Below are 25,056 nucleotides of genomic sequence, written 5' to 3'. Positions count from 1 at the left end.
TAAAGTCGGGGCTCCTGGGAGCCCGGTCCTGCTGGAGAACGCGCTATGCGGATAGCAATGGTTGGCACCGGCTACGTCGGTCTCGTCTCGGGCGCCTGCTTTTCGGAGTTCGGTACCGAGGTCGTTTGCATCGACAAGGATGCCGCCAAGATCAAGCGCCTGGAGGCGGGTGAGATCCCGATCTTCGAGCCCGGGCTGGAGGTGCTGGTCGCCAACAATCGCGCCGCCGGCCGGCTGACCTTCACCACCGACCTGCAGAGTGCCGTGGCCGAAGCCGATGCCGTCTTCATCGCCGTCGGCACGCCGACCGGGCGTACCGGCGGCGAGGCGGACCTCACCTACGTCTACGATGCGGTGCGCGAGGTGGCGGCAGCCTTGAACGGCTACACCGTGGTGATCAACAAGTCGACGGTGCCGGTCGGCACCGGCCGCGCGGTCGAGCGCCTCATCCGCGAGACCAATCCTGTTGCCGAGTTCGATGTTGTCTCCAATCCGGAGTTCCTGCGCGAGGGTGCGGCGATCAACGATTTCATGCGTCCCGACCGCGTCATCATTGGCGCCGAGACCGACCGGGCGCGCGAGGTCATGCGTGCACTCTACCGCCCGCTGTACCTGATCGAGACGCCGATTCTCTTCACCACTCTCGAGACCGCCGAGCTCACCAAGTATGCCGGCAACGCTTTTCTCGCCATGAAAATCACCTTCATCAACGAGATTGCCGATCTCTGCGAGAGGGTGGGGGCCGACGTGCACGACGTGGCGCGCGGCATCGGCCTGGACGGCCGCATCGGGCGCAAGTTTCTGCATCCCGGGCCGGGCTACGGCGGTTCCTGCTTTCCCAAGGATACCCTGGCGCTGGTTCACACGGCGCAGAAGGCAGGGACCCCGGTGCGCATCATCGAGACCGTCATCGACATCAACGACAAGCGCAAGCGCGCCATGGCCGCGCGCATCGTCGAGGCCTGCGGCGGTTCGGTCAACGGCAAGACCGTGGCCATCCTGGGCGTCACCTTCAAGCCCAATACCGACGATATGCGCGACGCGCCCAGTCTGCAGATCGTGCCGGCGCTGATCGGCGCGGGCGCCAAGGTGCGCGCCTTCGATCCGGAGGGCATGGCACAGGCCGAGTCGTTGCTGCCGGGCGTCTCCTGGTGCAAGAATGCCTATGAGGCCATGACCGGTGCCGACGCCGTTGCCATCCTGACGGAATGGAACGAGTTCCGCGGCCTGGACGTGGACCGCATCAAGTCGATCATGAAGGCGCCCGTGATGGTGGACTTGCGCAACGTCTACAATCCTACCGACATGCTGGCGGCAGGCTTCGACTACAGCTCCGTCGGCCGCCCCCTTTCGCTGCCGGACGCCTAGCGCCGTGGCGCGGGATGCGTCTTTCGATCCGGGCGCGTTCGATCCGCTGAAAGCGCATCGTTTCGCCCCTTCGGTGCTGCGCGAATACGATGTACGGGGCGTCGTCGGCGACACCATTACCGCGGCCGACGCCTATGGTCTCGGGCGTGCTTTCGGCACCCTCGCCCGGCGGCGCGGGGCGCGGGCGATTGCCGTGGGCTACGACGGACGCCATTCCTCGCCGATGCTGGCCGAAGCGCTCACCCAGGGCCTCGCCGCCTGCGGCCTCGACGTCCGGCTCGTCGGCCGCGGGCCGACGCCGATGCTCTACTTCGCCGCCTACACCACCGATGTCGATGGCGGAGTGATGATCACCGGTTCCCACAACCCGCCGGACTACAACGGCTTCAAGCTGGTGCTGCACAAGGCATCGGTGTTCGGCCCCGACATCCAGGAACTGGGCCGCCTCGCGGCGGCCGCCGACTACGAGAGCGGCCAAGGACGCATCCAGGAGATCTCGGTCTTCGACGCCTACGTGGCGCGGCTGCTGCAGGACGTGAAGGGCGAGCGCCGGCTGAAGGTCGCGTGGGACGCCGGCAACGGCGCGATGGGGGAGGCCATGGCCGCCGTCACCGCGCGCCTGCCGGGCGAGCACTTCCTGCTGAACGCTGAGATCGACGGCAGTTTTCCCAACCACCACCCGGACCCGACGGTGGCGGAGAACCTCGAGCAGTTGCAGGAGACCGTGCTGCGCGAGGGCTGCGACCTCGGCATTGCCTTCGACGGCGACGGCGACCGCCTGGGCCTGGTCGACTCTCAGGCGCGCATCGTCTGGGGCGACCAGATCCTGCTGTTCCTCGCGCGCGACATTCTGAAGCGCCATCCCGGGGCGACCATCATCGGCGACGTCAAATGCAGCGAGGTCCTCTTCGACGGCATCGCCGCGGCGGGCGGCAGGCCGCTGATGTGGAAGACCGGCCACTCGGTCATCAAGGCCAAGATGAAGGAGATCGGCGCGCCCTTCGCCGGCGAGATGGCGGCCCACTTCGTCTTCGCCGACGGCTTCTACGGCTACGACGACGGCCTCCACGCGGCGATCCGGGTGCTGGCCATCCTGCAGTCTTCGGATCAGACCCTGGCCGGATTCCGCGACGGGCTGCCGCAGCTGGTGAACACGCCGGAGCTGCGCGTGCCCTGTCCGGAGCACCGCAAGCAGGCGGTGGTCGAGGAGGTCAAGGCACGTCTCGCCGCCGAGGGGGCTGAAGTCACCGCGATAGACGGCGTGCGGGTGAAGGAGAAAGAGGGCTGGTGGCTGCTGCGCGCCTCCAACACCGAGGACGCGCTGACCCTGCGCTGCGAGGCGGCCGACGCCGACGGCCTCGCGGCGCTGACCGCAAGGCTCGCCGCCCAGCTCACCGCCAGCGGGCTCACGCCGCCGGCCTTTTAGACTCCGGCACCAGCCATTCCACGCGCGCCCCGCCGCCTGCCTCCGCGCCCAGAATCTCGGCCAGCGCCGGCAGCAGGCTGCGCAGCTGGTCCTCGATCGGCCACGGCGGGTTGACCAGGATGAGGCCGCTGCCGTTCAGTCGTCGGGGGTCCTCGGCCGGGCGCAGCAGCAGCTCGGCAGCCAGGATGCGCGCGATCCCCGTCGCCTTCAGCGCCTCGTGAAAGGCCGCCACCGGCGCACGCTGCTTGATCGGATACCAGATCACGTAGTGCCCGGTCGCCCAGCGGCGGTAGGCCTGGCGCAGGCCCCGGACCACCTGCTCGAACTCGTCCGCCGCTTCGAACGGCGGATCGATGAGCACGAGGCCGCGCCGCTCCCGTGGCGGCAGCAGCGCCTTCAGACCCACATAGCCGTCGCCTTGCCGCACCTGTACCTGGGGATCGCGCTGGAACAGCGCGGCCAGCGTCACGGCGTCCTCCGGGTGCAGCTCCAGCGCCATCAGCCGGTCCTGCTCACGCATCAGCGCGCGCACCAGCCGCGGGCTGCCGGGATACCAGCGCAGGCCGCCGTTTCCCTGGGCACCGCCGTTCAGCGCCGCCACCGCGCCGAGGTAGGGCTTCAGTTCGGCCGGCAGTTCCCGCGGATCGCGGGCCAGCAGGCGTCCGATGCCGGTCTCGTACTCGCCGGTCTTGCGCGCCGTCGTCGTGGCGAGGTCGTAGCAGCCGGTCCCGGCGTGGGTGTCGAGGACGCAGAAGGCCGCGTCCTTGGCCTTCAGCCGCTCGACGGCCAGCGCCAGCACGGCGTGCTTCACCACGTCCGCAAAGCTTCCGGCGTGATAGGCGTGGCGGTAGTTCATGGCGGGCGCTCCTGTGCCCGCTTGCTTTGCTGCATTTTGCCGCGGCGCGCAATGCCTCTTGCGCGTGCGGGCCGCCCTACGGCGGAGACTGGACTTTTGGGAAGGCCCTCCCCGGGCCCGTGGAAGCGGCCCGGGACGCCTTAGTTGGAGCCCTGGGCCATCGGCTGCACCACCACGCAGTTCAGATCGGCGGCGATCAGCGTCTGGCAGGCCTCGCGGGCCTGCTGCTCGTAGAGGCCGGTGAGCTGCGAGCGGTAGAGCACGCCGGCGGAGGCCGACTGGATCTTCTCGATCGCGAGCCTGGCGCCTGCCAGAACGCCCGGCGCCGTCTCCAGCGCCGCCCGGGCGCTGCTGTGGGCCGCCTTGAAGCGGCTGAAGGCGCCGACCTGCACCGTCCAGTCGTTGGTGATCTCCTCGCCCTCGACCGCCAGGTCGCCGCTGTCGACGGCGGCGATCTGCGACGATGCCGCGACCGGCTTCACCGGGCGGGTGCGCAGCGGCGCCGGCACCGGCTCGGCGGCGGCGACCTCGATCGACGTCGCGGCCGGATTCTGGAACGGATTGCGGTCGGGCACCGCCGGAATGGTCTTCACGCCCATGGAGGCCAGCTTGGTGAAGCCGCGGTCGAGCAGCTTGACCATGTGGAGGTCGCGCGACTTGGCGGTCTTGCCGCCCAGCACCACGGCGATGACGCGGCGGCCGTCGCGCTGCACCGAGCTGACCAGGTTGAAGCCGGAGGCGCGGGTGTAGCCGGTCTTGATGCCGTCGGTGCCGTTGTAGCTCTTCAGCAGGCGGTTGTGGTTGCGGTAGCTGCGGCCCTGGTAGCTGAAGCTGGTGGCCGAGAAGTAGTGGTAGTACTGCGGGAAATCCTCCATCAGCGCCTTGGCGAGGCGCACCATGTCGCGCGCCGTGCTCTTCTGGCCGCGGTTGGGCAGGCCGGAGGCGTTGCGGAAGGTGGACCGCGTCATGCCGATTTCCTGGGCCCGCTCGGTCATCAGCTTGGCGAAGTTGATCTCCGAGCCGCCCAGCGCCTCGGCGACCACCACGGCGACATCGTTGGCGGATTTGGTCGTCAGCGCCAGGATGGCGTCCTCGACCTTGATGCTGCCGCCCTGCTTGAGGCCCAGCTTCGAAGGGGGCATGCCGGCGGCGCGCTTGGACACCGGCAGCGCCTGGTCGAGCGTCATCGCGCCCTTCTCCAGCTGCTCGAACAGCATGTAGAGGGTCATCATCTTGGTCAGCGAAGCAGGATAGTTCCGCGTATCGGCGTTGACCGCGTGCAGCACCTGGCCGCTGTCGGCGTCGACGACGATGGAAGCATAACGCGCGGTTGCCTCGGAAGGCACCACGGCGACGCCGGCCCCAAAGGCGACGACCATCATGAGCAACACGGCGATCTTGCGGAACATCGGCACTCGCTTTGCAGTCGAAAAAACGCACTGTGACGCGACGCGGGCACCGGCGTCCAGGTCACATTAACTATCTTCGGTAATCCCCCGAAAACGTTACCGATTCTAAGGCATCACCTGATTCGCTGTCCAGTCTAATGCCGCAGCAATTACAATGTCGTTAAAATCTCTTCATTTCAGCGGCTTGAGTCCGCAGAATCCGAAACCCGGCGCGCTGCCGAGCCGCCGGCTCTCTACCGTCGCGTGCTTAGGACAGCGTTAATTTGCGTAAACCAAGGAGCAGCTTTTTGCGAACTCACAGGTTTTTCAGGGAAGGCGCGTTCGCGGAACGCTTTGCGGCGCCGCTGCTGGCGGCGGCGGTGGCCGGCAGTGTCCTCGCTGGCTGCAGCTACCGCGGCGACATCGACAATCCGGCGACCATCAAGGCGACCTGGTTCAGCTATCTGAACGGCGACGATATCCGCAGCACCTGCGTCGAAGGGGCCCCGCTGCACTACCGCCTCATCTACAATGCCGACTACGACAAGCAGGTCCGCAGCTACGAGGTGATCGGCGACACTTCGGGCGGCGGCGCGCAGCTGACCGTGCGGGTGGCCGGCGAGAGCGGCCTTGACGTGACCAAGCTGAGGTTCGACGACCCGCTGGCGTTCGCGCGTTGGACCCGCAGCGACGCGCCGCTCGGCGCCTCGGTGGTCGAGCGGCTGGATCGTGAACTGGAGGCCAGCGGCGCCTTCGCGCCGGCGCCCGAGGGGCTGCAGCTGTTTTCCAAGGAAACCTACTGGATCTCGAACCTCTGCCGCGACGGCGTCTATTCGTTCAACGCCTGGCGCTATCCCTCCGAGCGATTCGACGCGATCCGCTTCGACGACCTGCTGTTCGCTCTCGACGAGACCGGCGTTGCCGTGCGCGAACCCGTTGCCGTGCCGCTCGGCACCGCCGCGCGGCTGCGCTCGCCGCAGGGCCGGCAAGCCGAGGACGCCACGGGCAATTTTTTCAACGTGAAGGTCGGCGACAACGGCCTGATCGGCAATCTCGCCTTGTGACCCGCGCCGCCGGGCCGGCGGGCTGCCTTGGTCTCAGCTCTTGTCTTCGGAGACGATGGTGAGATGGGCGGTGTTGGAGCCGGGCCTGAGCTCGCTGTTCCAGGGGCCGTCCGGCATCTCGACCGCCAGCTTCTTGATGTGCTCGTTCCACCAGATGCGCTGCTCGCGCAGGTCGTCGTAGTCGTAATTCGCCTTGCGCCAGCGCTTTTCCGCCCGGCTGTAGGTCGCCAGGTCGATGGGAAAACCGACGTCGGCGGAGGAGAACCGCGACGAATCGAACGACAGGTAGGCCAGTTTCAGCGCCGTGGCGATCGAGGTGTCGTACGTCAGCGCCCGGTCCAGGATCGGCTTGCCGTAGGCGGTGGCGCCGATGGAGAGGTAGGGTGTGCGGTGGTCGACCTCGATCCAGTTGCCCTCCGGATAGACCAGGAAGATGCTCGGTTCGCTGTCGTCGGGCAGCGCCCCCACCATCAGGGTGTGCAGATTGAAGGTGAGATCTGAGCCTTCCAACTGCTCGCGGTCTTCCTTGGCGACCTCGCGCAGGCAGCGGCAGAAGGCGGTCACCGCGTCCAGCATGGTCCGGTAGCCGCGGGGCTGGTTCTTGCGCATGTCGCGCTCGAGGTAGGCCAGCGCCTTGTCGCGCACGGAGCGCAGGCCGGAGGTCATGATGGCGAACTGGGCGCCGGGGCCGCCGTGCATGGAGAGCTTCTGGGCGTTGGTTACCTGGTTCCCGCTCGTGATGCGGCCGTCCGCCAGGCAAATGAGTCCGTCGGCAACCTTGATTCCCAGGCAATATGTCATTCGGTGTCCGTTGCAACTCCGGCGGGGTTTCTCAGCCGTGACTCCACGGTCGCAGGGATAGTGACAGAGCCCCTTTAGGCCAGCAAGCGGCCTGTCGCTGCGGTGCGGCGGGCGCCTGGTCGGCATCGCGGCAGCACCCCCGGCGCTACGCCGCCCGCTGCCGGGGCGGCTATGCCGGTGACACCGCCGTTGCGGTTATGTTGCACTGCACAAAAATTCCTTGACTCGGCAAAGAAGGTTAATACATTAAGGCCTGATGCTGCGGTGCAGCATGACGCGTCGGTTGCGCGCGACACCCCCGGACCCCGCTAGGCTCGACCTTCTCGGCAACGCTTGAAAAGGATCTCCTCGCGGAGCGATCGGGTGAGGACGCCGCAACGGGCCGCCTGGAGCGGTCGCCGACGCATCGCGAGGGGCGCGCAGGACCCGTCCCATCCGTTTTCCAGCTCAACCCTTTTGCGACAGCAGTCCGGGAGATTTTCGATGCCCACCAAGAAGTCCGCTACCAAGTCCACCGCCAAGAAGCCGGCAACCGCAGCCGCCGCGAGCGCTGCCGTCACCGAGAAGGCCGTCACCGAGGCGATTGAGCCCGTCGAGACCGCCTTCGCCGCCAACCAGGAGACCATGGAGACCGTTCTCAAGGCCGGCAGCCAGGCTGCCACCAAGGGCTACGAGCAGGCCATCGCGCTCGCCCAGGAGCAGGTCGAGAAAGCCTCCGAGACCCTCTTCAAGCGCTATGACGATTTCGCCGGTCTCGGCAAGGACAACGTCGATGCTTACGTCCGCTCGACCGCCGCGCTGACCAAGGGCATCGAGTCCTTGAACAAGGAACTGATGAGCATTGCCCAGAGCGCGGTCGAAGCCAACGTGGCGACCACCAAGGCGTTGTTCGGCGCCACCACGCTGCGCGAACTGGTCGACCTGCAGACCGAGTTCTCGCGCAGCCGCTTCGACAGCGCCGTCGCCGAGAGCGCCAAGCTGACGGAGATGACCATGGCGCTGGCCAATGACGCCATCGAGCCGATCCAGATCAGCATGAACGCCACCGTTGAGAAGTTTATGAAGCCGGTGGCGGCCTGACCGCAGCAGCCTTTGCCGATGCAAAGAGGGCCCGGCGCCGCTGCGCCGGGCCCTTTTCATTGGTGCGCTCACAAGCGGGCGGGCATGAGTATAGGACAAAAAGCCCATACTCATCTGCACCCTTCGGCGCGGCCGTGGGTCATGGCATAGTATTGATATTGTTGAGCGGGTGTCGCGCCGGGACCGACTCGGGAATCGGCAGGGCCGGCGCCCCGGATGTTTCTCGGCGGCAGGGGACGCCCGATTTGTCCCCGGATGGCCCTGGGGCCTTTTCCCGCCGGGAATGCACCCAATATGATTGTCGTGGCGTGACGACGCAGTTTGGTAACTAAGTTTTGGGTCTGACACCGTAGCATGAGTGAAGATAAGCGGAGCGGCGGAGGCACATCGACCGGCATCATCGTCAAAAGCAAGCCGAAGACGAAAAAGCCCTCGATGTACAAAGTCCTGATGCTGAACGACGACTACACACCGATGGAGTTCGTCGTCCATGTGCTTGAACAGTTCTTCAGCAAGAATCGCGAGGAGGCGACCCGCATCATGTTGCACGTCCACCAGCGTGGCGTCGGCGTGTGTGGCGTCTTCACCTATGAGGTTGCGGAGACCAAGGTCACGCAGGTCATTGACTATGCGCGCCAGCACCAGCACCCTCTTCAGTGTACTCTAGAGAAGGAATAGAGCCCGGATGCTATCGGCGAACTTAGAGCAGACGCTTCACCGTGCACTTGCCGGCGCCAACGAGCGGCGCCACGAGTACGCAACGCTCGAACATCTGCTGCTGGCGCTGATCGACGATCCCGACGCCATGGCGGTCCTCAGGGCCTGCAGCGTCGACTTGGAACGCCTGCGCGCCGACATTCTGGACTACATCGACAACGAGCTCTCCAGCCTGATCACCTCGCAGCTGGGCGACGCAAAGCCGACCGCCGGCTTCCAGCGGGTGCTGCAGCGCGCCGCCATCCACGTGCAATCCTCCGGCCGCGAGGAGGTGACCGGCGCCAACGTGCTGGTTGCGATGTTCTCGGAGCGCGAGAGCCACGCGGTCTACTACCTGCAGGAACAGGAGATGAGCCGCCTGGACGCGGTGAACTACATCTCCCACGGCATCGCCAAGGCCAAGGGCCACGAGGAGGCCCGCACGGTCGATGGCGCCGAAGACGATGCGGAGGCGGAGAAGGTGGTGCGCAAGGGCCGCGAGGCGCTGGATGCCTACTGTGTCGACTTGAACCGCAAGGCGCGCGACGGCCGCATCGACCCGCTGATCGGCCGCGCCAACGAGATCGAGCGCACCATCCAGGTGCTGTGCCGGCGCACCAAGAACAACCCGCTTTATGTCGGCGATCCGGGCGTCGGCAAGACCGCCATCGCCGAGGGCCTCGCCCGTCGCATCGTCGACGGCGACGTGCCGGAGGTTCTGCAGGGCGCGACCATCTTCGCGCTCGACATGGGCGCGCTGCTGGCCGGCACCCGGTACCGCGGCGACTTCGAGGAGCGCCTGAAGGCCGTCGTCTCGGAGATCGAGGCGCAGGACAACGCCATCCTCTTCATCGACGAGATCCACACCGTGATCGGCGCCGGCGCCACCTCGGGCGGCGCCATGGATGCCTCCAACCTGCTGAAGCCGGCGTTGCAAAGCGGCCTGCTGCGCTGCATCGGCTCGACCACCTACAAGGAATACCGCGGCTACTTCGAGAAGGACCGCGCGCTGGTGCGCCGGTTCCAGAAGATCGACATCATGGAGCCCTCGATCGAGGACACCGTGAAGATCCTGCGCGGCCTCAAGCCCTACTACGAGGATCACCACAACGTGCGCTTCACCAACGAGGCGATCCGCACGGCGGTGGAACTCTCGGCGCGCTACATCGGTGACCGCAAGCTGCCCGACAAGGCGATCGACGTGATCGACGAGGTCGGCGCCTCGCAGCGCCTGCTGCCGGAATCCAAGCGCAAGAAGACCATCGGCGTGAAGGACGTCGAGGCGGTGGTGGCGAAGATCGCCCGCATCCCGCCCAAGAGCGTCTCCAAGGACGACCGTGCCGCGCTGAAGAATCTCGAGCGCGACCTCAGGACCATGGTGTTCGGCCAGGACAAGGCTATCACCGCTCTCTCGGCCGCCATCAAGCTGGCCCGCGCCGGCCTGCGCGAGCCGGAAAAGCCGATCGGCTGCTACCTCTTCTCCGGCCCGACCGGCGTCGGCAAGACCGAGGTTGCGCGCCAGCTCGCCCATTCGCTGGGCATCGAGCTCACCCGCTTCGACATGTCGGAGTACATGGAGAGGCACTCGGTCTCGCGCCTGATTGGTGCGCCCCCGGGCTACGTCGGCTTCGATCAGGGCGGCCTGCTGACCGACGCCGTCGACCAGCATCCGCACTGCGTGCTGCTGCTCGACGAGATCGAGAAGGCGCATCCGGATCTCTTCAACATCCTGCTGCAGGTCATGGACTACGGCAAGATGACCGACCACAACGGCAAGACGGTGGACTTCCGCAACGTCATCCTGATCATGACGACGAACGCGGGCGCCGCCGATCTCGCCAAACCGGTGATCGGCTTCGCTCGCGACGTGCGGACGGGCGACGACACCGAGGCGATCAACAAGCTGTTCACGCCGGAGTTCCGCAACCGCCTGGACGCGATCATTCCCTTCACGCATCTCGACACCGAGGTGATCTCCCGCGTCGTCGACAAGTTTATCATGCAGCTGGAGGCACAGCTGGCCGACCGCCAGGTGACCATCGAGCTGACCGATGCGGCGCGTGAGTGGCTGGCCGGCAAGGGCTTCGACAGGCAGTTCGGTGCCCGCCCGCTGGCCCGCGTGATCCAGGAGCACATCAAGAAGCCGCTGGCCGAGGAACTGCTGTTCGGCAAGCTCTCCAAGGGCGGCGTGGTGCGGGTCGATATCGAGGACGGCCTGCCGGTCTTCACCTACCCCGAAGGCGGCACCCCGCCCAAGGGCAAGGGCCCCGGAAAGGGCGGCAAGAAGAAGGACGCGGCGCTGGCGGAGTAGTCTCCGCGAGGCTTGCTGAAATGCGAAAGGCCCGGCGAAAGCCGGGTCTTTCTCGTTGAGCCTGGCGCGGCGGTGACAAGCCCGCCGCCGGCCCTATATCGTTAGGGCGGGACTTCTCCCCGTCTCCCGTCAACCCGCCGGTGCAAAGAGCCCCCGATGGATTCCCTGACCCAGTTCGTGCTCGGTGCCGGTGTCGGCGCGGCCGTCCTCGGCCGCCGCATCGGGCCGCGTAAGGCCGCCATTGCCGGCGGCTTGCTTGCCACGCTGCCGGATCTCGACGTGCTGTTCCCCTTCGACGATCCGATCGACTCCTTCACCCTGCACCGCGGCGCCAGCCATTCCTTCGTCGTGCAGGCGGTGGTGACGCCGCTGTTCGGCGAGGCGCTGGTGAGATTGTTCAAGGGTCTGCGCGACCGCCGCCTGCAGACCTATATCGCTGTCTTTCTGATCTTCGCCACCCACGCCGCGCTCGACGCGCTGACCATCTATGGCACGCGCATTCTCTGGCCGGTGGTCCCGGAGCCGTTCGGTGTCGGGTCGGTCTTTATCATCGATCCGCTCTACACCCTGCCGCTGCTGCTCGGGGCGGTTTGGGCCCTCGCGCTGGGGGCCTGGACGGCGCGCTTCGGCAAGGTGCTCGCCGGCGCTCTCGTGATCTCGACCGCCTATCTGGGCTGGAGCGTCGCGGCGCAGCAGGTGGTGGAGAAGCGGGCCACGGCGCTCCTGGCGGACGCCGGCGTCGCGCCCGAGCGCCTGCTGGCAACGCCGACGCCCTTCAATACGCTGGTGTGGAAGGTGATCGCCGTGGAGGGCGACCGCTACGTCAATCTCTACATGCCGCTGTTTGGCGGCGATGACCGGGTGACGGCCTATGTGCACGCGCGCGGCACCGAGCGGCTGGCCTGCCTCGGCGCCTCGGACGCCCTCGACCGGCTGGCGGCGTTCAGTCACGGTTTCTTCCGCCTGGACCTGGCGGAGGACGAACTGCGCGTGTCCGATCTGCGGATGGGCATGACGCCGAACTACGTCTTCAGCTTCGCGATCGCCCGGCGGGCGGGGGAGGGATTCCAGCCGATGGCGCCCGAGCGGCGCTCCGGCGCGCGCAGCGCCGAGGGTGATGTCGACTGGCTGATCGCCAACCTGACCGGCGAGCCGGCACGCCGCGCGGCCGAAGCCCTGGCCGGCGTCGATCTGCTTGCACCCTCGCAGCTTGCCCGGGTTGCCGCGCCGCCGGCCGCGTGCTGATTTTGGGGCGGGAGCGGCTCAGCCGTCCGCGGCCAGAGTGAAGATGTCGCCGTCGGCGTCTGCCGGTGGCTCGGCGATGAACTCCAGCAGCAGTTTCCTTTTCAGCGCTTCGCCGAAGACCGCGTAGCTGCGGGCCTCGACGGCGAAGCCGCCGGGACCGCCGACCACGGTGCGCAGGTAGAATTCCATGATGCTCTCACTGCCCCAGCGCGCCTCGGAGTAGCCCAGCCGGCCATCGATGGTGCCGATCTGCCGATCGTCGATGATGGGAAGGGCGTTGATGGTGATGCCGGCGGCCACGGCAGCGTCGCGGATCGGCTCGCAGCGCCCGCCGTCGTGGGGATGGTCGCTGGCGATGTCTATGACCTGCCGGGCGGCGCCGAAGTCGCTGTCCTGCAGCATCCGCGCCGCCGCGGCGAGGCCGCCGGCCAGGGAGGTATTGCCGGCGCTGCTGCGCGGCGCCGCGGCGACCGCCTCGCCGAAGGCGTGGGCCGAGGCGGCGTCGCTCAGCACCTGCCAGTCCAGCACCCGCTGGATCTCGTCGCGGCCGGAAAATTCGACGTAGGTCACGGCAATGCCGCCGGTGTTGCCGAGCAGCGCGGCGATCACCTCGGGGTCGGAGAAAGCCGCGCGGTAGCCGTCCTTCACCAGGGCGTATTCGCCGTCGTCCATGCTCTTGGAGACGTCGTTCAGCAGCACCAGGGCCAGATCGACCGCCGCGGCGGGACGGGGCAGCGCGGCGACGGCGGCGAAGCCGGCAGCCAGAGCCAAGGATTTCCAGCGCATGAGGCATTCTCCGCAATCGTGGTTGCCTGACGATCAGGGCAAGTAGGTGACATCTTAGCCGAAGTGCGCGGACTCACACGACAGCCCTGCGCGGGCTGGGTTTTTCCTAGCCGGATGGCCGACCGCCTTGCGGGGCGGGTGGGCGGCTGTGCGGCGGTATCCAGAGGAAAGGCTGGCGACCGGCACAGTTCATTCTGCTCAAGTTTGATCGGCTTGATCGCGAGTCTCTAAAGTGGAAATTCCTATTTCCCTCCGCAATCTATGGAGACTTCCTGCTAATGACTTCATGCTAAACGTATTTTAGTAGTCATTAACCATTTTATCCTACTTTAAGCCAAATGACGGTTTGATCAGGGTTCTTGGTAATTTTGGCTGATCAAGCCCCGTCGTTCCTTTGTGGCCCGAAGGTACCCGAACAGCCTTGAGGTTCCCGAAGAGACGCTGCCCAGTGCTTCCTGCCGCTTGCCACCCTGCTTGGACCGACTAGACGCTCGATGCCCGAATCCTTTGCAAAGCGCCTCCCGAAGGACGCACCGGCACAGCTGCCCCGCGGCATCGTGGTGGAACTGCTCATCTACGGCATGGTCTGCATCGCGCTGTATCTCGTGCTGGTCCACATCGATGCCTTCGACATGGTCTATGTATTGTCGCGCGATCACGAGGCCTGGGATTTGGACGAGGCAATCCTGGCGATCGCGAGTGCCGGCCTCACGAGTTTCATCTTTGTCGTGCGGCGCTGGCGCATTGAGCACAAGGACAAGCTGCAGATTGAGGCGTTGACCAAAGACCTGCATCAAGCGCTCAAATCGGCGACGGCCGCGCACAAGGCGAAGTCCGCCTTCCTTGCCAGCCTGAACCATGAACTGCGCACGCCGCTCAACGCTATCAGCGGCTATGCCCAGCTCATCGAATCCGGTTTCATGGGGCCGATCGACGAGCGTTACGCCGGCTATGCCAAGGATATACGCGAGAGCGGTGAACACCTGCTGGCCATCGTCAACGACATTCTCGACATGACGCGCATCGAGGCGGGCAAGGTCCGGCTGTACCGCGAGAACGCGAACCTGTTCGAAGTGACCAGGGAATGCTTCAAACTGTTGTACCTGCGCGCTGAAAAGGGCGGCATCGCACTCGTCAATGGAGTGCCCAACGATCTTCCGCTGATCAATGTTGACGTCAAGCGGCTGAAGCAGATTATCATCAATCTCGTCGGAAATGCGGTGAAGTTCGCTCCGCGCGACTCGCAGGTGTCGGTGACGGCCTGCACCGAAGGCGAGGCCGTCGTGATCAAGGTTTGCGACCAGGGCATCGGTATGGACCCGAAGGACCTGGAGCATGCACTGGAGCCCTTCTCGCAGATCGATTCCGGGCTTTCCAGGAACCACGAGGGAGCGGGCCTTGGCCTGGCAATCGTGAAGTATTTCGTCGAATTGCATGGCGGCACCCTGGCGTTCGATACCGCGCCGGGCCGCGGCACCACCGTGATCGTCACGCTGCCGCAGACCGCGACGGCGGGAAGTGAGAACGAAGGGCCGACGGGATGAGCACGAGGCCGGTCATCCTGGCCGAAGACAATGAAAAGTTGCGGCATCTCTACTGCGATGTGCTGGAGGCTGCCGGCTTCAATGTCATGGCAGTGGACAGCGGTGAGAAGGCAATCTCACTGCTTCACAAAGTGCAGAACCCGGAACTTATTATCCTGGACATCATGATGCCGAAATTGAACGGCATCGACACTTGCGCGCGCATCCGCAAGATGCAGGGTGACAACACCTGCCCGATCGTTTTTCTGACCGCCCTTGACCAGCCGGAGACGTTGCTTGAATGCCTGCGCGCCGGCGGCGACGATTATGTGATGAAGTCGGAACCGGTGCTCGGGATTCTGGAGCGGGTGAAGTACTGGTCGCGCAAGGGATATCATGAAGGCGCCATTGAGCGACGCGAGCGGGCAATCAAGGAACTGGAATCGATTATCGGTGAGTATGCTGATCACGACTCTCCGGAATCGCCGGAAGAGGATGCGGACGAGCAGACCAAGCTCGAACTTCTGGCCGGAGTTCTCAGGAAGTGTGACGATCACATCAGCGAGGAAGACAACATACTGATCCGCTTTGGCTATCTCGTCGGTTTGATGGAGGGTGTATTTCCAAGTGTTGTTGCCAAGGGTCGGGACAATAAGCGCTTCCTGCGGCACCTCATCTACAGAACCGGCTTCGTACAACGCAGCGAGGTCGACTCGTTATTGGAAAACTATGATCGCTTGATCACCCAGAGTCAGTTCCGAACCGGCTGGACCCTTGGGCACGACCACGCCAAGAGCGTCGAGGGCGCTCAGAAGTTTTAGCTGGAAATTATTGATCTCATGCGCGGGAGAGGGCGCAAGCGAGCGCCTCGAAGCGCGAGATCAATCAGGTCGTCATACTTTTCTCAGTAGCCTGCTAAGTGCCCTCCGGGCCCCCGCAGTCGTCTTTGAACGGGCTCCAGTCGCCCAGCGCGGCGATCTCGTGCTGCATGGCGCGGCGTTCGCGGATCAGGAATTCCTCGACTGCGGCGGAAAGGCCAGCGTCCGCGATCCAGTGGGCGCTGTAGGTCGGCGTCGGCAGATAGCCGCGCTGGATCTTGTGCTCGCCCTGGGCGCCGGCCTCGACATATTTCAGCCCGTGAGCGATGGCATAGTCGATGGCCTGGTAGTAGCAGGTCTCGAAGTGCAGGAACCTGAAGCGCTCCAGGCAGCCCCAGTTGCGCCCGAAGAGGGTGTCGTCTGATTTCAGGTTGAGGGCGCCGGCGACCAGTTCGTCGCCGTGGTCGGCCATCACCAGCACCACCTTGTCGGCCAGGCGCTCGCCCAGCAGGTGGAAGAACTCGCGCGTCAGGTAGGGTTGGCCCCACTTGCGGTCGGCGGTCGTCCTGTAGAACGCAAAGAAGGCGTCCCAGTGGCGCGGCTCGATCGCATCGCCCGACAGCGCCGTCAGGCGGATGCCGCTCTCCGCCACCTTGCGGCGCTCCTTCTTGATCGCCTTGCGCTTGCGCGAGGCAAGCTCAGCAAGGAAGGCGTCGAAGTCGGCGTAGCCGCGGTTGGCCCAGTGATACTGCACGCCCAGGCGCTGCAGCAGGCCGAATTCGCCCAGGGTGTCGTACTGCGCCTTCGTCGGGAAGGTGATGTGCAGAGACGAGGCCTGGTGACGCCGGGCCAGCTCCAGCATGGCGGCGGTGAGGCCGGCCTCGACCTCGGCGCGCTCGGCCCCGGGGTTCACCAGCAGGCGGGGGCCGGTCGCCGGGGTGAAGGGCACCGAACACTGCAGCTTCGGGTAGTAGCGCCCGCCGGCGCGCTCGTAGGCGTCGGCCCAGTTCCAGTCGAAGACGTACTCGCCGTAGGAATGGCTCTTCAGGTATAGCGGCGCGCAGCCCAGCAGGGTATTACCCGGGCCGCCCTTGGGGTTCTCCAGCACCAGGTGCTGCGGCAGCCAGCCGGTCTCGGCGGTGGCCGAGCCGCTTTCTTCCAGCGCGTTCAGGAAGGCATGGCTGACGAAAGGATTGCCGCCGGCGCAGGCATCCCATTCGGCAGCGGGCACCTCGGCGATTCGGCTGACGACTTTGACGGCCAGGCTGTCGCTTCCGTCCGGCATCGCGCTGCTCCCGCCTCCTGCGTCGCTTCGGCTCATCCCCTATGAGATGACATCAGCGCCGCGGGAGACAAGGGGCAACGGCGGCAAAGGCTCAATCCGCCTGCAGGAACCAGATGTATTCCAGCGGCGAGATCTGCGTTTCGAAGCTTTCGAGCTCGGCGTTCTTGCACGCTGCATAGGCCCGCAGGTAGTCGGCGCCGAAGTAGTCGGCCAGGCCGCAGGTCTCGGTCAGTTTGTCGTAGGCGCGCGCCGGCCGCCACGGCAGCTCGTCGTCGAACTCCATGGCCGCGTTGCCGTCCCAGGGCGTGCCCGGGTCGATCTTCTCGACGATGCCCTTGTGGATGCCGGACAGGAGGGTCGCCAGCGCCAGGTAGGGATTGGCATCGGCGCCGGCGATGCGGTGCTCGATGCGCCGGGCATCGCCGCCGCCGGCCGGGATGCGCAGGGCGACCGAGCGGTTCTCGAAGCCCCAGCTGCGCTGCGTCGGCACGAAGATGTCCGGCAGGTAACGGCGGTAGGAGTTGATGTTGGGCGCCAGGAAGGCCATCGACTCCGGCATCACCTCCAGCACGCCGCCGATGGCATGGCGCAGGGTATCGCTGGCGATCGCCTTGCCCCCGTCGAACACGTTGCGGCCGTCCCGGTCGAGCAGGCTGACGTGCATGTGCATGCCATTGCCGGCGCGCAGCACGTAGGGCTTGGCCATGAAGGTGGCCTGGAAACCGTGCTTCTGGGCGACGCCCTGCACGATGCGCTTGAACAGGATGCAGTCGTCGGCGGCCTGGATCGGATCGTCGACGTGCTCCAGGTTGATTTCGAACTGGCCGGCGGCGTACTCCGCCGTCACCGCGCCGGTTGGCACTTCCTGGATGGCGCAGGCCTTGGTGATGTCGTCCAGCATGGCGTCGTAGGCGTCCAGCGTCTTCATGCCGTAGACCTGGGTGCCGAAGTCGCGCCGCCCGGTGGCCGGGGAGATCGGCGGCTGCGGCGACCCCTCCGGCGTACGCTCGCGGTCGATCAGGTAGAACTCCAGCTCGAAGGCGACCACCGGCTTCAAGCCCAGGTCGTCGAGCCGCTGGGCGACCCGGCGCAGCACGTTGCGCGGCTCGTAGTAGTAGGGCTCGCCGTCGTCGTCGACCAGGGTGACCATGACCTGTGCCAGGGGGCGCTGCGCCCAGGGCACCGGCAGCAGGGTGCCGGGAATGACCTTCGCCTGGTAGTCTGGATCGCCGTCGGAAAAGCCGATGCCGTCCGGGTCGTGGCTCTCGCCCATGGTGTCGAGCATGAAGACCGATCCGGGCAGGGCAAAGCCGGACCCCATGACCTGTCCGAGTTCGGCGATGGGGTAGCGCTTGCCGCGAATCACGCCGGAGAGGTCGGGGAAGATGGCGTCGAGCGAACCGGTATCGGGATAACGGGCGAGGAATTCCGCTGCCTCGCTGGGCAGCTTGCTGGTTGTGTCTGGCATGATGTTTCTTTGCCGGGGCAGTTGCCCCGGCGTTTTGTCTCTTTCTGGTTCAGCCGATTTCCACCACGGCCTCGACCTCGACGGCGACGCCGGCGGGCAGGGCGGCGGCGGAAACCGCGGCGCGGGAATGGCGGCCCTTGTCGGCGAAGACCTCGACCATCAGGTCGGAGGCGCCGTTGACCACCTTCGGCTGGTCGGTGAAGTCGCCGGTCGAGTTCACGAAACCGGTCAGCTTGACGACCCGCCTGACGCGGTCCAGGTCGCCGCCGCAGGCGGCCTTCACCTGGGCGATGACGTTGATGGCGCACAGCCGGGCGGCCGCCTGGGCGTCCTCCAGCGAAATGCTCTCACCCAGCTTGCCCTGGTACTGGAACTTGCCGTCCTTGAGGGGGACCTGGCCGGAAACGAAAACCAGGTTGCCGGTCTGCACGTAGCCGACGTAGTTGGCCACCGGGGCGGCGGCCTGCGGCACTTCGATGCCGAGTTTGGCGAGCCGGGCGTCCACTTCTCCTGCCATTGGGCGGGTCCTTCCTCTATCTAAATTCAAGGTCTTGGCCAAGCGGGCGGAGCATAGCCTTGCCCCCCGCGGGGCGACAAGCCCGGCGAGCGACCTTTTCCTGCCGGTCCGCGCCGGCCCGGCGACCTTGGGTGGGGGCGGGGTTGGGGGTGGGGGCGGCGGCGGGGCCCTCCGGGCTGACCCCTCCGGAATTTCGCCACGCTGCTGTCACGAAAGGAAGAAGTTCCCGCAAAAGGCCTCTATAGTAGGTCAGGAGGGAGGGCCTCGGAACTGGGCAAACTGGCTCACAGACTGAGAGACGCCGGCCCTCGGCTGTGCCCGGGGGAGAGCCGGCTGGGCGCCCTGGGCCGAGCCCCGGGGGACGCCGCCGGGCAGGTGCCGGCATGAAGCTGCGCTACCTGCTGCTGGCTATTTTCGGCCTGGTGACCGCGGTGCCGCTGGTCCTGTTCTGGGTCTGGCCGCATTCCCAGTCGATGACGAACGAGGTGGAGGACGTCCGCGAACGCCACCTGCTCATCGCTGAAACCCTGGGTCTGGCGCTGAAGAGCTACCACCGCGACGTCACCGCGACCTTCCGTCTGATCCACGGCAATCTGCTCGGCCAGGACGGGATCGAGGGCGCGGACACGCTGCTGCAGGAGCTCCGTTTTCGCAACGTTTGCGTGTTTGACGCCCTTAGCGGCGATCTGAAGCTGCGCGTCGACAGTTTCGACAACCGCTGTCCGGAGGTGCTCGAGGCGGCCGACTTCGCGCGGTTTCACGAACTGGCGGCGCAGCGGCCGGCGGCGGTCAGCCCGGTGACGGCGGGTCCCGACGGCGCCCCGACGCTCTATGTGGCGGAGGACCGCGATGGCTTGCTGGCGGTGGGGGCGCTCAACACCGGCTTTTTCGTCGAGCTGGCGGATACCATCGCTTTCGGGCGCAAGGGCTACGCCGTCATCTTCGACCAGACGGGCCGCGTTCTGGGGCACCCCAATGCCACCTGGCGCCGTGAGATGCGCAGCATGGCCGGCCTCGCCCCGGTGCGCGAGGTGCAGATCGGCCACGCCGGCGTGACCGTCTTCGAGTCGCCCCTTCTGCAGACCGAGGTCATCGCCGGTTACACCCGGGTGGACGGGCCGGGGTGGGGCGTCATGGTCGTCCAGCCGGTCGACGAATTGCGCGAGCGCGCCGCGCGGGTCAGCAGATCGGCGCTGATTGTCGTCGGTGTCGGCATGCTGGCCGCCCTCGCCATCGGCTACCTCGTGGCCTTCTACATGACCCGGCCGCTGCGCGGCGTCTCGCAGGCCGTGCGCCGCATGGCCGCGGGCAACACCAAGGCGCGCACCGAGGTCAGCACGGGCTTGCTGGTGCCGGAGGAACTGCGCGACCTGCAGATCTCCTTCAACGCCATGGCCGAGGCCATGGAGCGCTCCAAGCGCGACGAGCACGAGGCGCGGCTGCGCGCGGAGGAGGCCAACCGCTCCAAGTCGGCGTTTCTCGCCAACATGAGCCACGAACTGCGCACGCCGCTGAACGCCATTCTCGGATTCTCGGAGGTCATCCTGGCGGAGACCTTCGGCAAGATCGGCTCCGCCCGCTATGCCGAGTACCTGCAGGACATCCGGGTCAGCGCGCGCCACCTGCTGGCTCTGATCAACGACCTGCTCGACCTGTCGCGCATCGAGGCCGGCGCAGTGAAGCTGAAAGACTCCTGGATCGTGCTGGCCGATGCGCTGGAGGAGAGCGCCTCCATGTTCCGCGAAAACTGTTCCAGCAAGGGTGTCGCCCTGCGCATCGAAAATCCCGGCGCGGCAAAGGGCGGCAACTTCATGATTCTCGCCGACGAGCGGGCGCTGCGCCAGATCCTCATCAACCTGCTGTCCAACGCGGTGCGCCACACCCCGTCGGGCGGCGAGGTGGTGTTGGGAGGCAAGGCGATGCCCGGCAAGGCACTCGGCATTTTCGTCGCCGACACCGGCTCGGGCATTCCCGCCGCCGACCTGCAGCGCGTGCTGCAGCCCTTCGAGCAGGTCCACCGCGACCAGACCCGCCAGCAGGAGGGCACCGGCCTCGGCCTTTCCATCGTCAAGCAGCTGGTCGAGCTGCACGGCGGCGAGCTGAAGCTGGAGAGCGAACTCGGCAAGGGTACCCGCGTCACCTTCATCCTGCCGCCCGAACGGACGCGCAGCGGCAGCCGGCCGCCGCGGGAGAAGCGGAAAAACTGAGCTTTCCCGCGGGTCGCCCGGCAGGTCGCGGCGCGGCTTGCGACAGGGCCTTCCCGAGACTTCAAAAAGCCTTCATTTTGATCCCCCGCACGGGGCCGGGCACGATGGATGCTCGCCCCCCGATTTGGGTGCGCGTGCCGGGGTGGATGTGGCAACTGCTGGGTGATGTCATATGCATTTCATCGATTGGCCGACGTTTGAGATCGTCATCGTTCTGGCGTTGGTCGTGGTGGTGTTCTTCGGCTTCGTGCGCGAACGGATGCCGCCGGACATCGTCGCCCTTCTCGCCGTCGCCGTGCTGCTGGTCTGCGGCATCCTCACCACCAGCGATGTGCTCAGCGTTTTCAGCAATTCCGCTCCGATCACCGTCGCCGCCATGTTCGTGCTCAGTGCGGCCTTGGAACGCACCGGCGTGATCGACACGCTCGGCCGGCTTGTCGGCAAGGCGGGCGGACGCTCGCCGCTGCTGTCGGTCGCCTTGCTGATGGTTGGCGTCATGGTGATGTCGGCCTTCATCAACAACACTCCGGTCGTCGTCATCATGACGCCGGTGGTCATCAGCCTCGCCCGCACCATCGGCATGATGCCGTCGAAGCTGCTGATCCCGCTTTCCTTCGCCAGCATTTTCGGCGGCACCACCACGCTGATCGGCACCTCCACCAACATCCTGGTCGACGGCGTCGCGCGCGAGCAGGGCCTGGAGCCCTTCGGCATGTTCGAGATCACCGGCGCCGGGGTCATCATGGGCGCGGTGGGACTCACCTATCTGCTGCTGGTCGGGCGCTGGCTGCTGCCCAAGCGCGAGATCCTGACCGAACTCCTGCCGCGCTCGGAGGACCGGCACTTCATGGCCGACGTGCTGATCCCGCTCGGCTCGCCGCTGATCGGCAAGCGCCTGAAGGACGCCGGCTTCACCGAGGCGCGCGGCCTCCGGGTCATCGACCTGGTCCGCCGCGACCTCTCGCTGCGCCCGGTGATCGGCGAGGCGGTGCTGGAGGCGGGCGACCGCCTGGTGGTGCGCAGCAAGGTCGGCGACATGCTGGGCCTGCGCGAGGCCGGCGACGTCGCCTTCGGCCACCGCGACGTCCACGCCATCGAGCCGATCGGCGCGCGCGAGAGCGTGGTGATGGAAGGCGTGCTCGGGCCGCAGTCGCGCTTTCTCGGGCGCCGGGTCGCCGACCTCAACCTGCGCCGCCTCTACGGCGCTTACATTCTGGCCATCCACCGGCGCGGCGAGGGGCTTTCCGGCAACTTCGACGAGGTGCGCCTACGCATGGGTGACACCCTGCTGCTGGAGGGCTCGGCCGAGAGCATGAAGCGGCTGTTCGACTACAAGGAGTTGGTGAACCTCACCCATCCGACCGCCCGGCCGCTGCGCCGCGACAAGGCACCCCTCGCGATCGTCGCGGTGCTGCTGGTGATGGGGCTGTCGGCCTTCGAGGTGCTGCCCATCGCCGCCTTGTCGCTGATGGCCGCCACCGCCGTCGTCGCCCTGCGCTGTCTCGATGCGGAGGAAGCCTACAGCGCGGTCCGCTGGAACATCCTGATGCTGATCTTCGGCATGCTGGCGATCTCCATCGCCATGGAAAAGACCGGCGCCGCCATGCTGATCGTGCAGAGCCTCGCCCAGGTCGTCGGCATGCTGGGGCCGCTGGCGGTGCTCTCGGCGGTCTACTTCGTCACCTCCGCCTTGACCGAGGTCATGAGCAACAACGCGGCGGCCATCCTGCTGACGCCGATCGCGGCGGGCCTGGCGGTGCAGATGGGCGTCGATCCGCGGCCTTTCGTGGTGGCCGTGATGTTCGCCGCCAGCGCCTCCTTCGCGACGCCCATCGGCTACCAGACCAACACCTTCGTCTATGCCGCCGGCGGCTACCGCTTCGCCGATTTCATCAAGATCGGCCTGCCGCTGAACTTCATCCTCTGGGCCACCGCCACCATCGTCATCCCGATCTTCTGGCCGCTGGGGTAGGAGGCGCTCCAGGGCGGAACGGGGCAGGCCGCTATGTCCGGTCCAACCCCCGTTGCCGCCAAGCCCGTCGGCTAAATGAATGTCGGAATGTGAGTCGAAGCGGAAATCAATCTCAGCCTGATTGGCAAGCCTGCTAAAACCAAGGAAGATGGCGTCTACGAATTCTCCTGGCCTGGCAACCAGATTCTCAGTTTCAACCCGCTGAGCACGTTGGTCGCCCGTATGGTGCCACCGTGCTTATGGACGATCGTGCGCGCAATCGCGAGCCCGAGACCTACATTCCCGGTTTCCGTGTTCCTGGCTTCGTCGACCCGGAAGAATGGCTCGAAGATATCGTCGAGCATCTCATCCGGTACACCAGGCCCCTCGTCGACGATCTCAATCGAAACGCCATAGTCATCTGAATCGAGGGTTATATGGGCTCTATTTCCGTAATTAACGGCGTTTTCGAGCACATTTCGAATTGCACGTCGCAGTGAGACCGGTCGGCAGAGGTATCTGTAAGCCTTCAGATTTGTCGAAAAAGCTACCCCCGGGAACTCTCTAGCGAGAATCGAAAGGGTCTCGACGAGATTGATGGTTTCACTTTTCTCTTTCTGGGCTTCCTGTTTAGCAAAGGCCAGGCAACCTTCGACCATCGAATCCATGTCCTCCAGTGTCTTGATCACGTCGGACTTCAGTTCGGGATCCTTGATGAATTCCGCTCTTAATCGTAGGGAGGTGATGGGTGTCCGTAGATCGTGGCTGACGGCCGCCAGCATTTTCGTTCGATCTTCGACAAATCGGCGAAGACGCTCTTGCATGGTGTTGAACGCGGCCGTCATGGATCTGAGCTCGTTGGGCCCCTCCACCTTAACGTAGCCGACGGCATCACCTTGACCAAACCGTTCGGCGGCCAAAGATAGAGTCCGCAACGGCGCTGTGAAGCGTTTGACGATGATCGTGACGACCAACAAGATCCCAAGGAGCGTAAGGCCAGCGGACAGAATTACCGGCAGAAGAATCACCAGTTCATCTACCGGCGACGAAACTCTGGCGTTGAGCCACTCCTTCTCATTCAATTGTATCGAAACGTAGTCAATCGGACAGGCGTCTCCTTGATCGGATAGCTCTTCTAAAACAAGACAATCCTCGATTCCATCCGCGAACCAGAACTCCCATATACTCAAGGACGACACCGTATTATCAGTGGCGAATATAGGCCTTCCGGACAGGATTTCAGGCATGTTGCCAATGTGGTCATCCGGAATATCGAACCTGTTTTGAGTAAGTGGTAGATCATCAATATAGAACCGAATGTCCGGATCGCTTGTTGCCCGTATGAGTCTGTCACGTTCGGCGCCTGACGTCGTGCGACCAATCTCATAAGCGGTAGCGACCTCCTCGATGATCTTTCTGACCTGTTGTTCTTGAAGGCGTCCATCCGTCTTAACATAGAAGACGACGAGAATGATGACCTGAGACAGTAGGACAGTCCCGATGATAAGAATCATCAATTGACCCGCGATCGTGTTGTGAAGCTTTCTCATCGGCGGGCTACGTCCAAAGTGAACATGTAACCGCCGCCCCAAACCGTTTTGACGATTTCCGGAGTCTTGGGATCCGCTTCGATTTTCTTGCGAAGTCTGCTGACCTGATTATCGATGGACCGGTCGAACACAGTGGCGGCACGACTACTGACCATATCGAGCAACTGATCGCGGGAGAGAACCATCTTCGGATGGCGGAGAAATGTCATCAAGAGCCTGAACTCTACCGTACTAAGCGCCGTCTCCTGATCGCCGCCCCCCTTCCTGAGTACCTGCCGGTCCACGTCCAGGACCCAGTCACCGAAGCCAATCTGACCCGCTTCAATTCCCGAATATTGCTTAGGTAGGCTATGTACGCGTCGCAGAACGCCTTTGATCCGCGCCAAGAGCTCGCGTGGACTGAAGGGTTTTGTCAAGTAATCGTCCGCGCCGATCTCCAGTCCGACAATTCGGTCTGTCTCGTCAGCAACGGCCGTTAGCAGAATGACCGGTATGTCACGTGTCTCTCGTATACGCCTGCAGATTGCCAATCCGCTTTCGCCAGGCATCAGGATGTCGAGAACGATCAAGTCGATCGACGCGGCTTTCACGACAGCATCCATTTCTGCACCATTGGCCGCCATGGAAATTCGAAACCCATTCTCGCCGAGATACTTCGCCAGGGGCTCCCGGATACTCCTATGGTCGTCGACGACCAAGATGTGAGGATTCTTCGG

At 65.2% G+C, this 25,056-nt stretch carries 20 protein-coding genes; 11 read left to right on the top strand and 9 right to left on the bottom strand.

Annotated elements, in window-relative coordinates:
* The first annotated feature begins 45 nt into the window (after positions 1 to 45).
* Both WDC82_RS10900 and pgmG read left to right on the top strand, forming a co-directional pair.
* Positions 46 to 1,368 carry a UDP-glucose/GDP-mannose dehydrogenase family protein gene (locus WDC82_RS10900; RefSeq protein WP_340117332.1) on the top strand — a complete coding sequence of 441 codons (1,323 nt, stop codon included), beginning with the start codon at positions 46 to 48 and terminating at the stop codon, positions 1,366 to 1,368.
* Positions 1,369 to 1,372: 4 nt separating this feature from the next.
* Entirely contained in the window at positions 1,373 to 2,794 is a 1,422-nt protein-coding gene (pgmG, locus tag WDC82_RS10895) for a phosphoglucomutase/phosphomannomutase PgmG (protein ID WP_340117331.1), read from the top strand.
* On the opposite strand, the gene WDC82_RS10890 is transcribed toward pgmG, so the two are convergent.
* Positions 2,775 to 3,650, bottom strand: a complete 876-nt coding sequence (locus WDC82_RS10890) for a 23S rRNA (adenine(2030)-N(6))-methyltransferase RlmJ (RefSeq protein WP_340117330.1) — start codon at positions 3,648 to 3,650, stop codon at positions 2,775 to 2,777. The two genes, pgmG and WDC82_RS10890, sit on opposite strands and share 20 nt — an antisense overlap.
* A 140-nt stretch (positions 3,651 to 3,790) precedes the next feature.
* On the bottom strand, positions 3,791 to 5,059 hold the full coding sequence (locus WDC82_RS10885; protein ID WP_340117329.1) for a D-alanyl-D-alanine carboxypeptidase family protein: 1,269 nt from the start codon (positions 5,057 to 5,059) through the stop codon (positions 3,791 to 3,793).
* A gap of 287 nt (positions 5,060 to 5,346) precedes the next feature.
* Here WDC82_RS10885 and WDC82_RS10880 point away from each other — a divergent pair, with 287 nt between their 5' ends.
* On the top strand, positions 5,347 to 6,102 hold the full coding sequence (locus WDC82_RS10880; RefSeq protein ID WP_340117328.1) for a hypothetical protein: 756 nt from the start codon (positions 5,347 to 5,349) through the stop codon (positions 6,100 to 6,102).
* A 33-nt stretch (positions 6,103 to 6,135) separates the two neighbouring features.
* On the opposite strand, the gene WDC82_RS10875 is transcribed toward WDC82_RS10880, so the two are convergent.
* Positions 6,136 to 6,903: a peptidase gene (locus WDC82_RS10875; RefSeq protein ID WP_340117327.1), complete on the bottom strand. Its 768-nt coding sequence runs from the start codon at positions 6,901 to 6,903 to the stop codon at positions 6,136 to 6,138.
* 483 nt (positions 6,904 to 7,386) lie between these two features.
* Here WDC82_RS10875 and WDC82_RS10870 point away from each other — a divergent pair, with 483 nt between their 5' ends.
* The 4 genes from WDC82_RS10870 (at position 7,387) to WDC82_RS10855 (ending at position 12,235) form a co-directional block, all read left to right on the top strand.
* Positions 7,387 to 7,983, top strand: coding sequence for a phasin family protein (locus WDC82_RS10870; protein ID WP_340117326.1), 597 nt, complete (start codon positions 7,387 to 7,389; stop codon positions 7,981 to 7,983).
* Positions 7,984 to 8,337: 354 nt separating this feature from the next.
* Positions 8,338 to 8,661, top strand: a complete 324-nt coding sequence (gene clpS, locus WDC82_RS10865; protein WP_340117325.1) for an ATP-dependent Clp protease adapter ClpS — start codon at positions 8,338 to 8,340, stop codon at positions 8,659 to 8,661.
* Between the two features lie 7 nt (positions 8,662 to 8,668).
* Positions 8,669 to 10,990, top strand: a complete 2,322-nt coding sequence (gene clpA / locus WDC82_RS10860) for an ATP-dependent Clp protease ATP-binding subunit ClpA (RefSeq protein WP_340117324.1) — start codon at positions 8,669 to 8,671, stop codon at positions 10,988 to 10,990.
* 156 nt (positions 10,991 to 11,146) lie between these two features.
* Positions 11,147 to 12,235, top strand: a complete 1,089-nt coding sequence (locus tag WDC82_RS10855; RefSeq protein WP_340117323.1) for a metal-dependent hydrolase — start codon at positions 11,147 to 11,149, stop codon at positions 12,233 to 12,235.
* An 18-nt stretch (positions 12,236 to 12,253) separates the two neighbouring features.
* On the opposite strand, the gene WDC82_RS10850 is transcribed toward WDC82_RS10855, so the two are convergent.
* A complete protein-coding gene (locus tag WDC82_RS10850) occupies positions 12,254 to 13,021 on the bottom strand; it encodes a DUF1194 domain-containing protein (RefSeq protein WP_340117322.1) in 768 nt (255 codons plus the stop codon).
* A gap of 494 nt (positions 13,022 to 13,515) precedes the next feature.
* Between WDC82_RS10850 and WDC82_RS10845 the strand changes: the two genes are divergently transcribed.
* Both WDC82_RS10845 and WDC82_RS10840 read left to right on the top strand, forming a co-directional pair.
* The gene (locus WDC82_RS10845; protein ID WP_340117321.1) at positions 13,516 to 14,565 is read left to right on the top strand and encodes a HAMP domain-containing sensor histidine kinase; all 1,050 of its coding nucleotides are present in this window, start codon (positions 13,516 to 13,518) and stop codon (positions 14,563 to 14,565) included.
* The gene (locus WDC82_RS10840; protein ID WP_340117320.1) at positions 14,562 to 15,365 is read left to right on the top strand and encodes a response regulator; all 804 of its coding nucleotides are present in this window, start codon (positions 14,562 to 14,564) and stop codon (positions 15,363 to 15,365) included. Before WDC82_RS10845 ends, WDC82_RS10840 begins: the two co-directional genes overlap by 4 nt.
* Before the next feature lie 94 nt (positions 15,366 to 15,459).
* Here the strand turns inward: WDC82_RS10840 and WDC82_RS10835 are convergent, their stop codons facing one another.
* From WDC82_RS10835 to WDC82_RS10825, 3 genes are all read right to left on the bottom strand, one after another.
* A complete protein-coding gene (locus WDC82_RS10835; protein ID WP_340117319.1) occupies positions 15,460 to 16,647 on the bottom strand; it encodes a GNAT family N-acetyltransferase in 1,188 nt (395 codons plus the stop codon).
* Between the two features lie 91 nt (positions 16,648 to 16,738).
* On the bottom strand, positions 16,739 to 18,115 hold the full coding sequence (locus tag WDC82_RS10830; RefSeq protein WP_340117318.1) for a glutamine synthetase family protein: 1,377 nt from the start codon (positions 18,113 to 18,115) through the stop codon (positions 16,739 to 16,741).
* Between the two features lie 49 nt (positions 18,116 to 18,164).
* The gene (locus tag WDC82_RS10825; protein ID WP_340117317.1) at positions 18,165 to 18,632 is read right to left on the bottom strand and encodes a RidA family protein; all 468 of its coding nucleotides are present in this window, start codon (positions 18,630 to 18,632) and stop codon (positions 18,165 to 18,167) included.
* 383 nt (positions 18,633 to 19,015) lie between these two features.
* Here WDC82_RS10825 and WDC82_RS10820 point away from each other — a divergent pair, with 383 nt between their 5' ends.
* Together WDC82_RS10820 and WDC82_RS10815 are read left to right on the top strand one after the other, a co-directional pair.
* Entirely contained in the window at positions 19,016 to 20,839 is a 1,824-nt protein-coding gene (locus WDC82_RS10820; protein WP_340117316.1) for an ATP-binding protein, read from the top strand.
* A 172-nt stretch (positions 20,840 to 21,011) separates the two neighbouring features.
* Positions 21,012 to 22,811: an SLC13 family permease gene (locus WDC82_RS10815; protein ID WP_340117314.1), complete on the top strand. Its 1,800-nt coding sequence runs from the start codon at positions 21,012 to 21,014 to the stop codon at positions 22,809 to 22,811.
* A 155-nt stretch (positions 22,812 to 22,966) separates the two neighbouring features.
* On the opposite strand, the gene WDC82_RS10810 is transcribed toward WDC82_RS10815, so the two are convergent.
* Together WDC82_RS10810 and WDC82_RS10805 are read right to left on the bottom strand one after the other, a co-directional pair.
* Positions 22,967 to 24,340 (bottom strand): ATP-binding protein, encoded by a 1,374-nt coding sequence (locus tag WDC82_RS10810; protein ID WP_340117313.1) that lies wholly within the window; start codon positions 24,338 to 24,340, stop codon positions 22,967 to 22,969.
* Positions 24,337 to 25,038 carry a response regulator gene (locus WDC82_RS10805; RefSeq protein ID WP_340117312.1) on the bottom strand — a complete coding sequence of 234 codons (702 nt, stop codon included), beginning with the start codon at positions 25,036 to 25,038 and terminating at the stop codon, positions 24,337 to 24,339. The genes WDC82_RS10810 and WDC82_RS10805 overlap by 4 nt, the downstream gene beginning before the upstream one ends.
* Positions 25,039 to 25,056 lie beyond the last annotated feature (18 nt).

Origin of the sequence: Pelagibius sp. 7325 (assembly GCF_037652055.1) — a bacterium.
In the GTDB taxonomy this organism is placed as follows: Bacteria; Pseudomonadota; Alphaproteobacteria; order Kiloniellales; family Kiloniellaceae; genus Pelagibius.
This window is presented reverse-complemented; position numbering and strand designations above follow the sequence as displayed.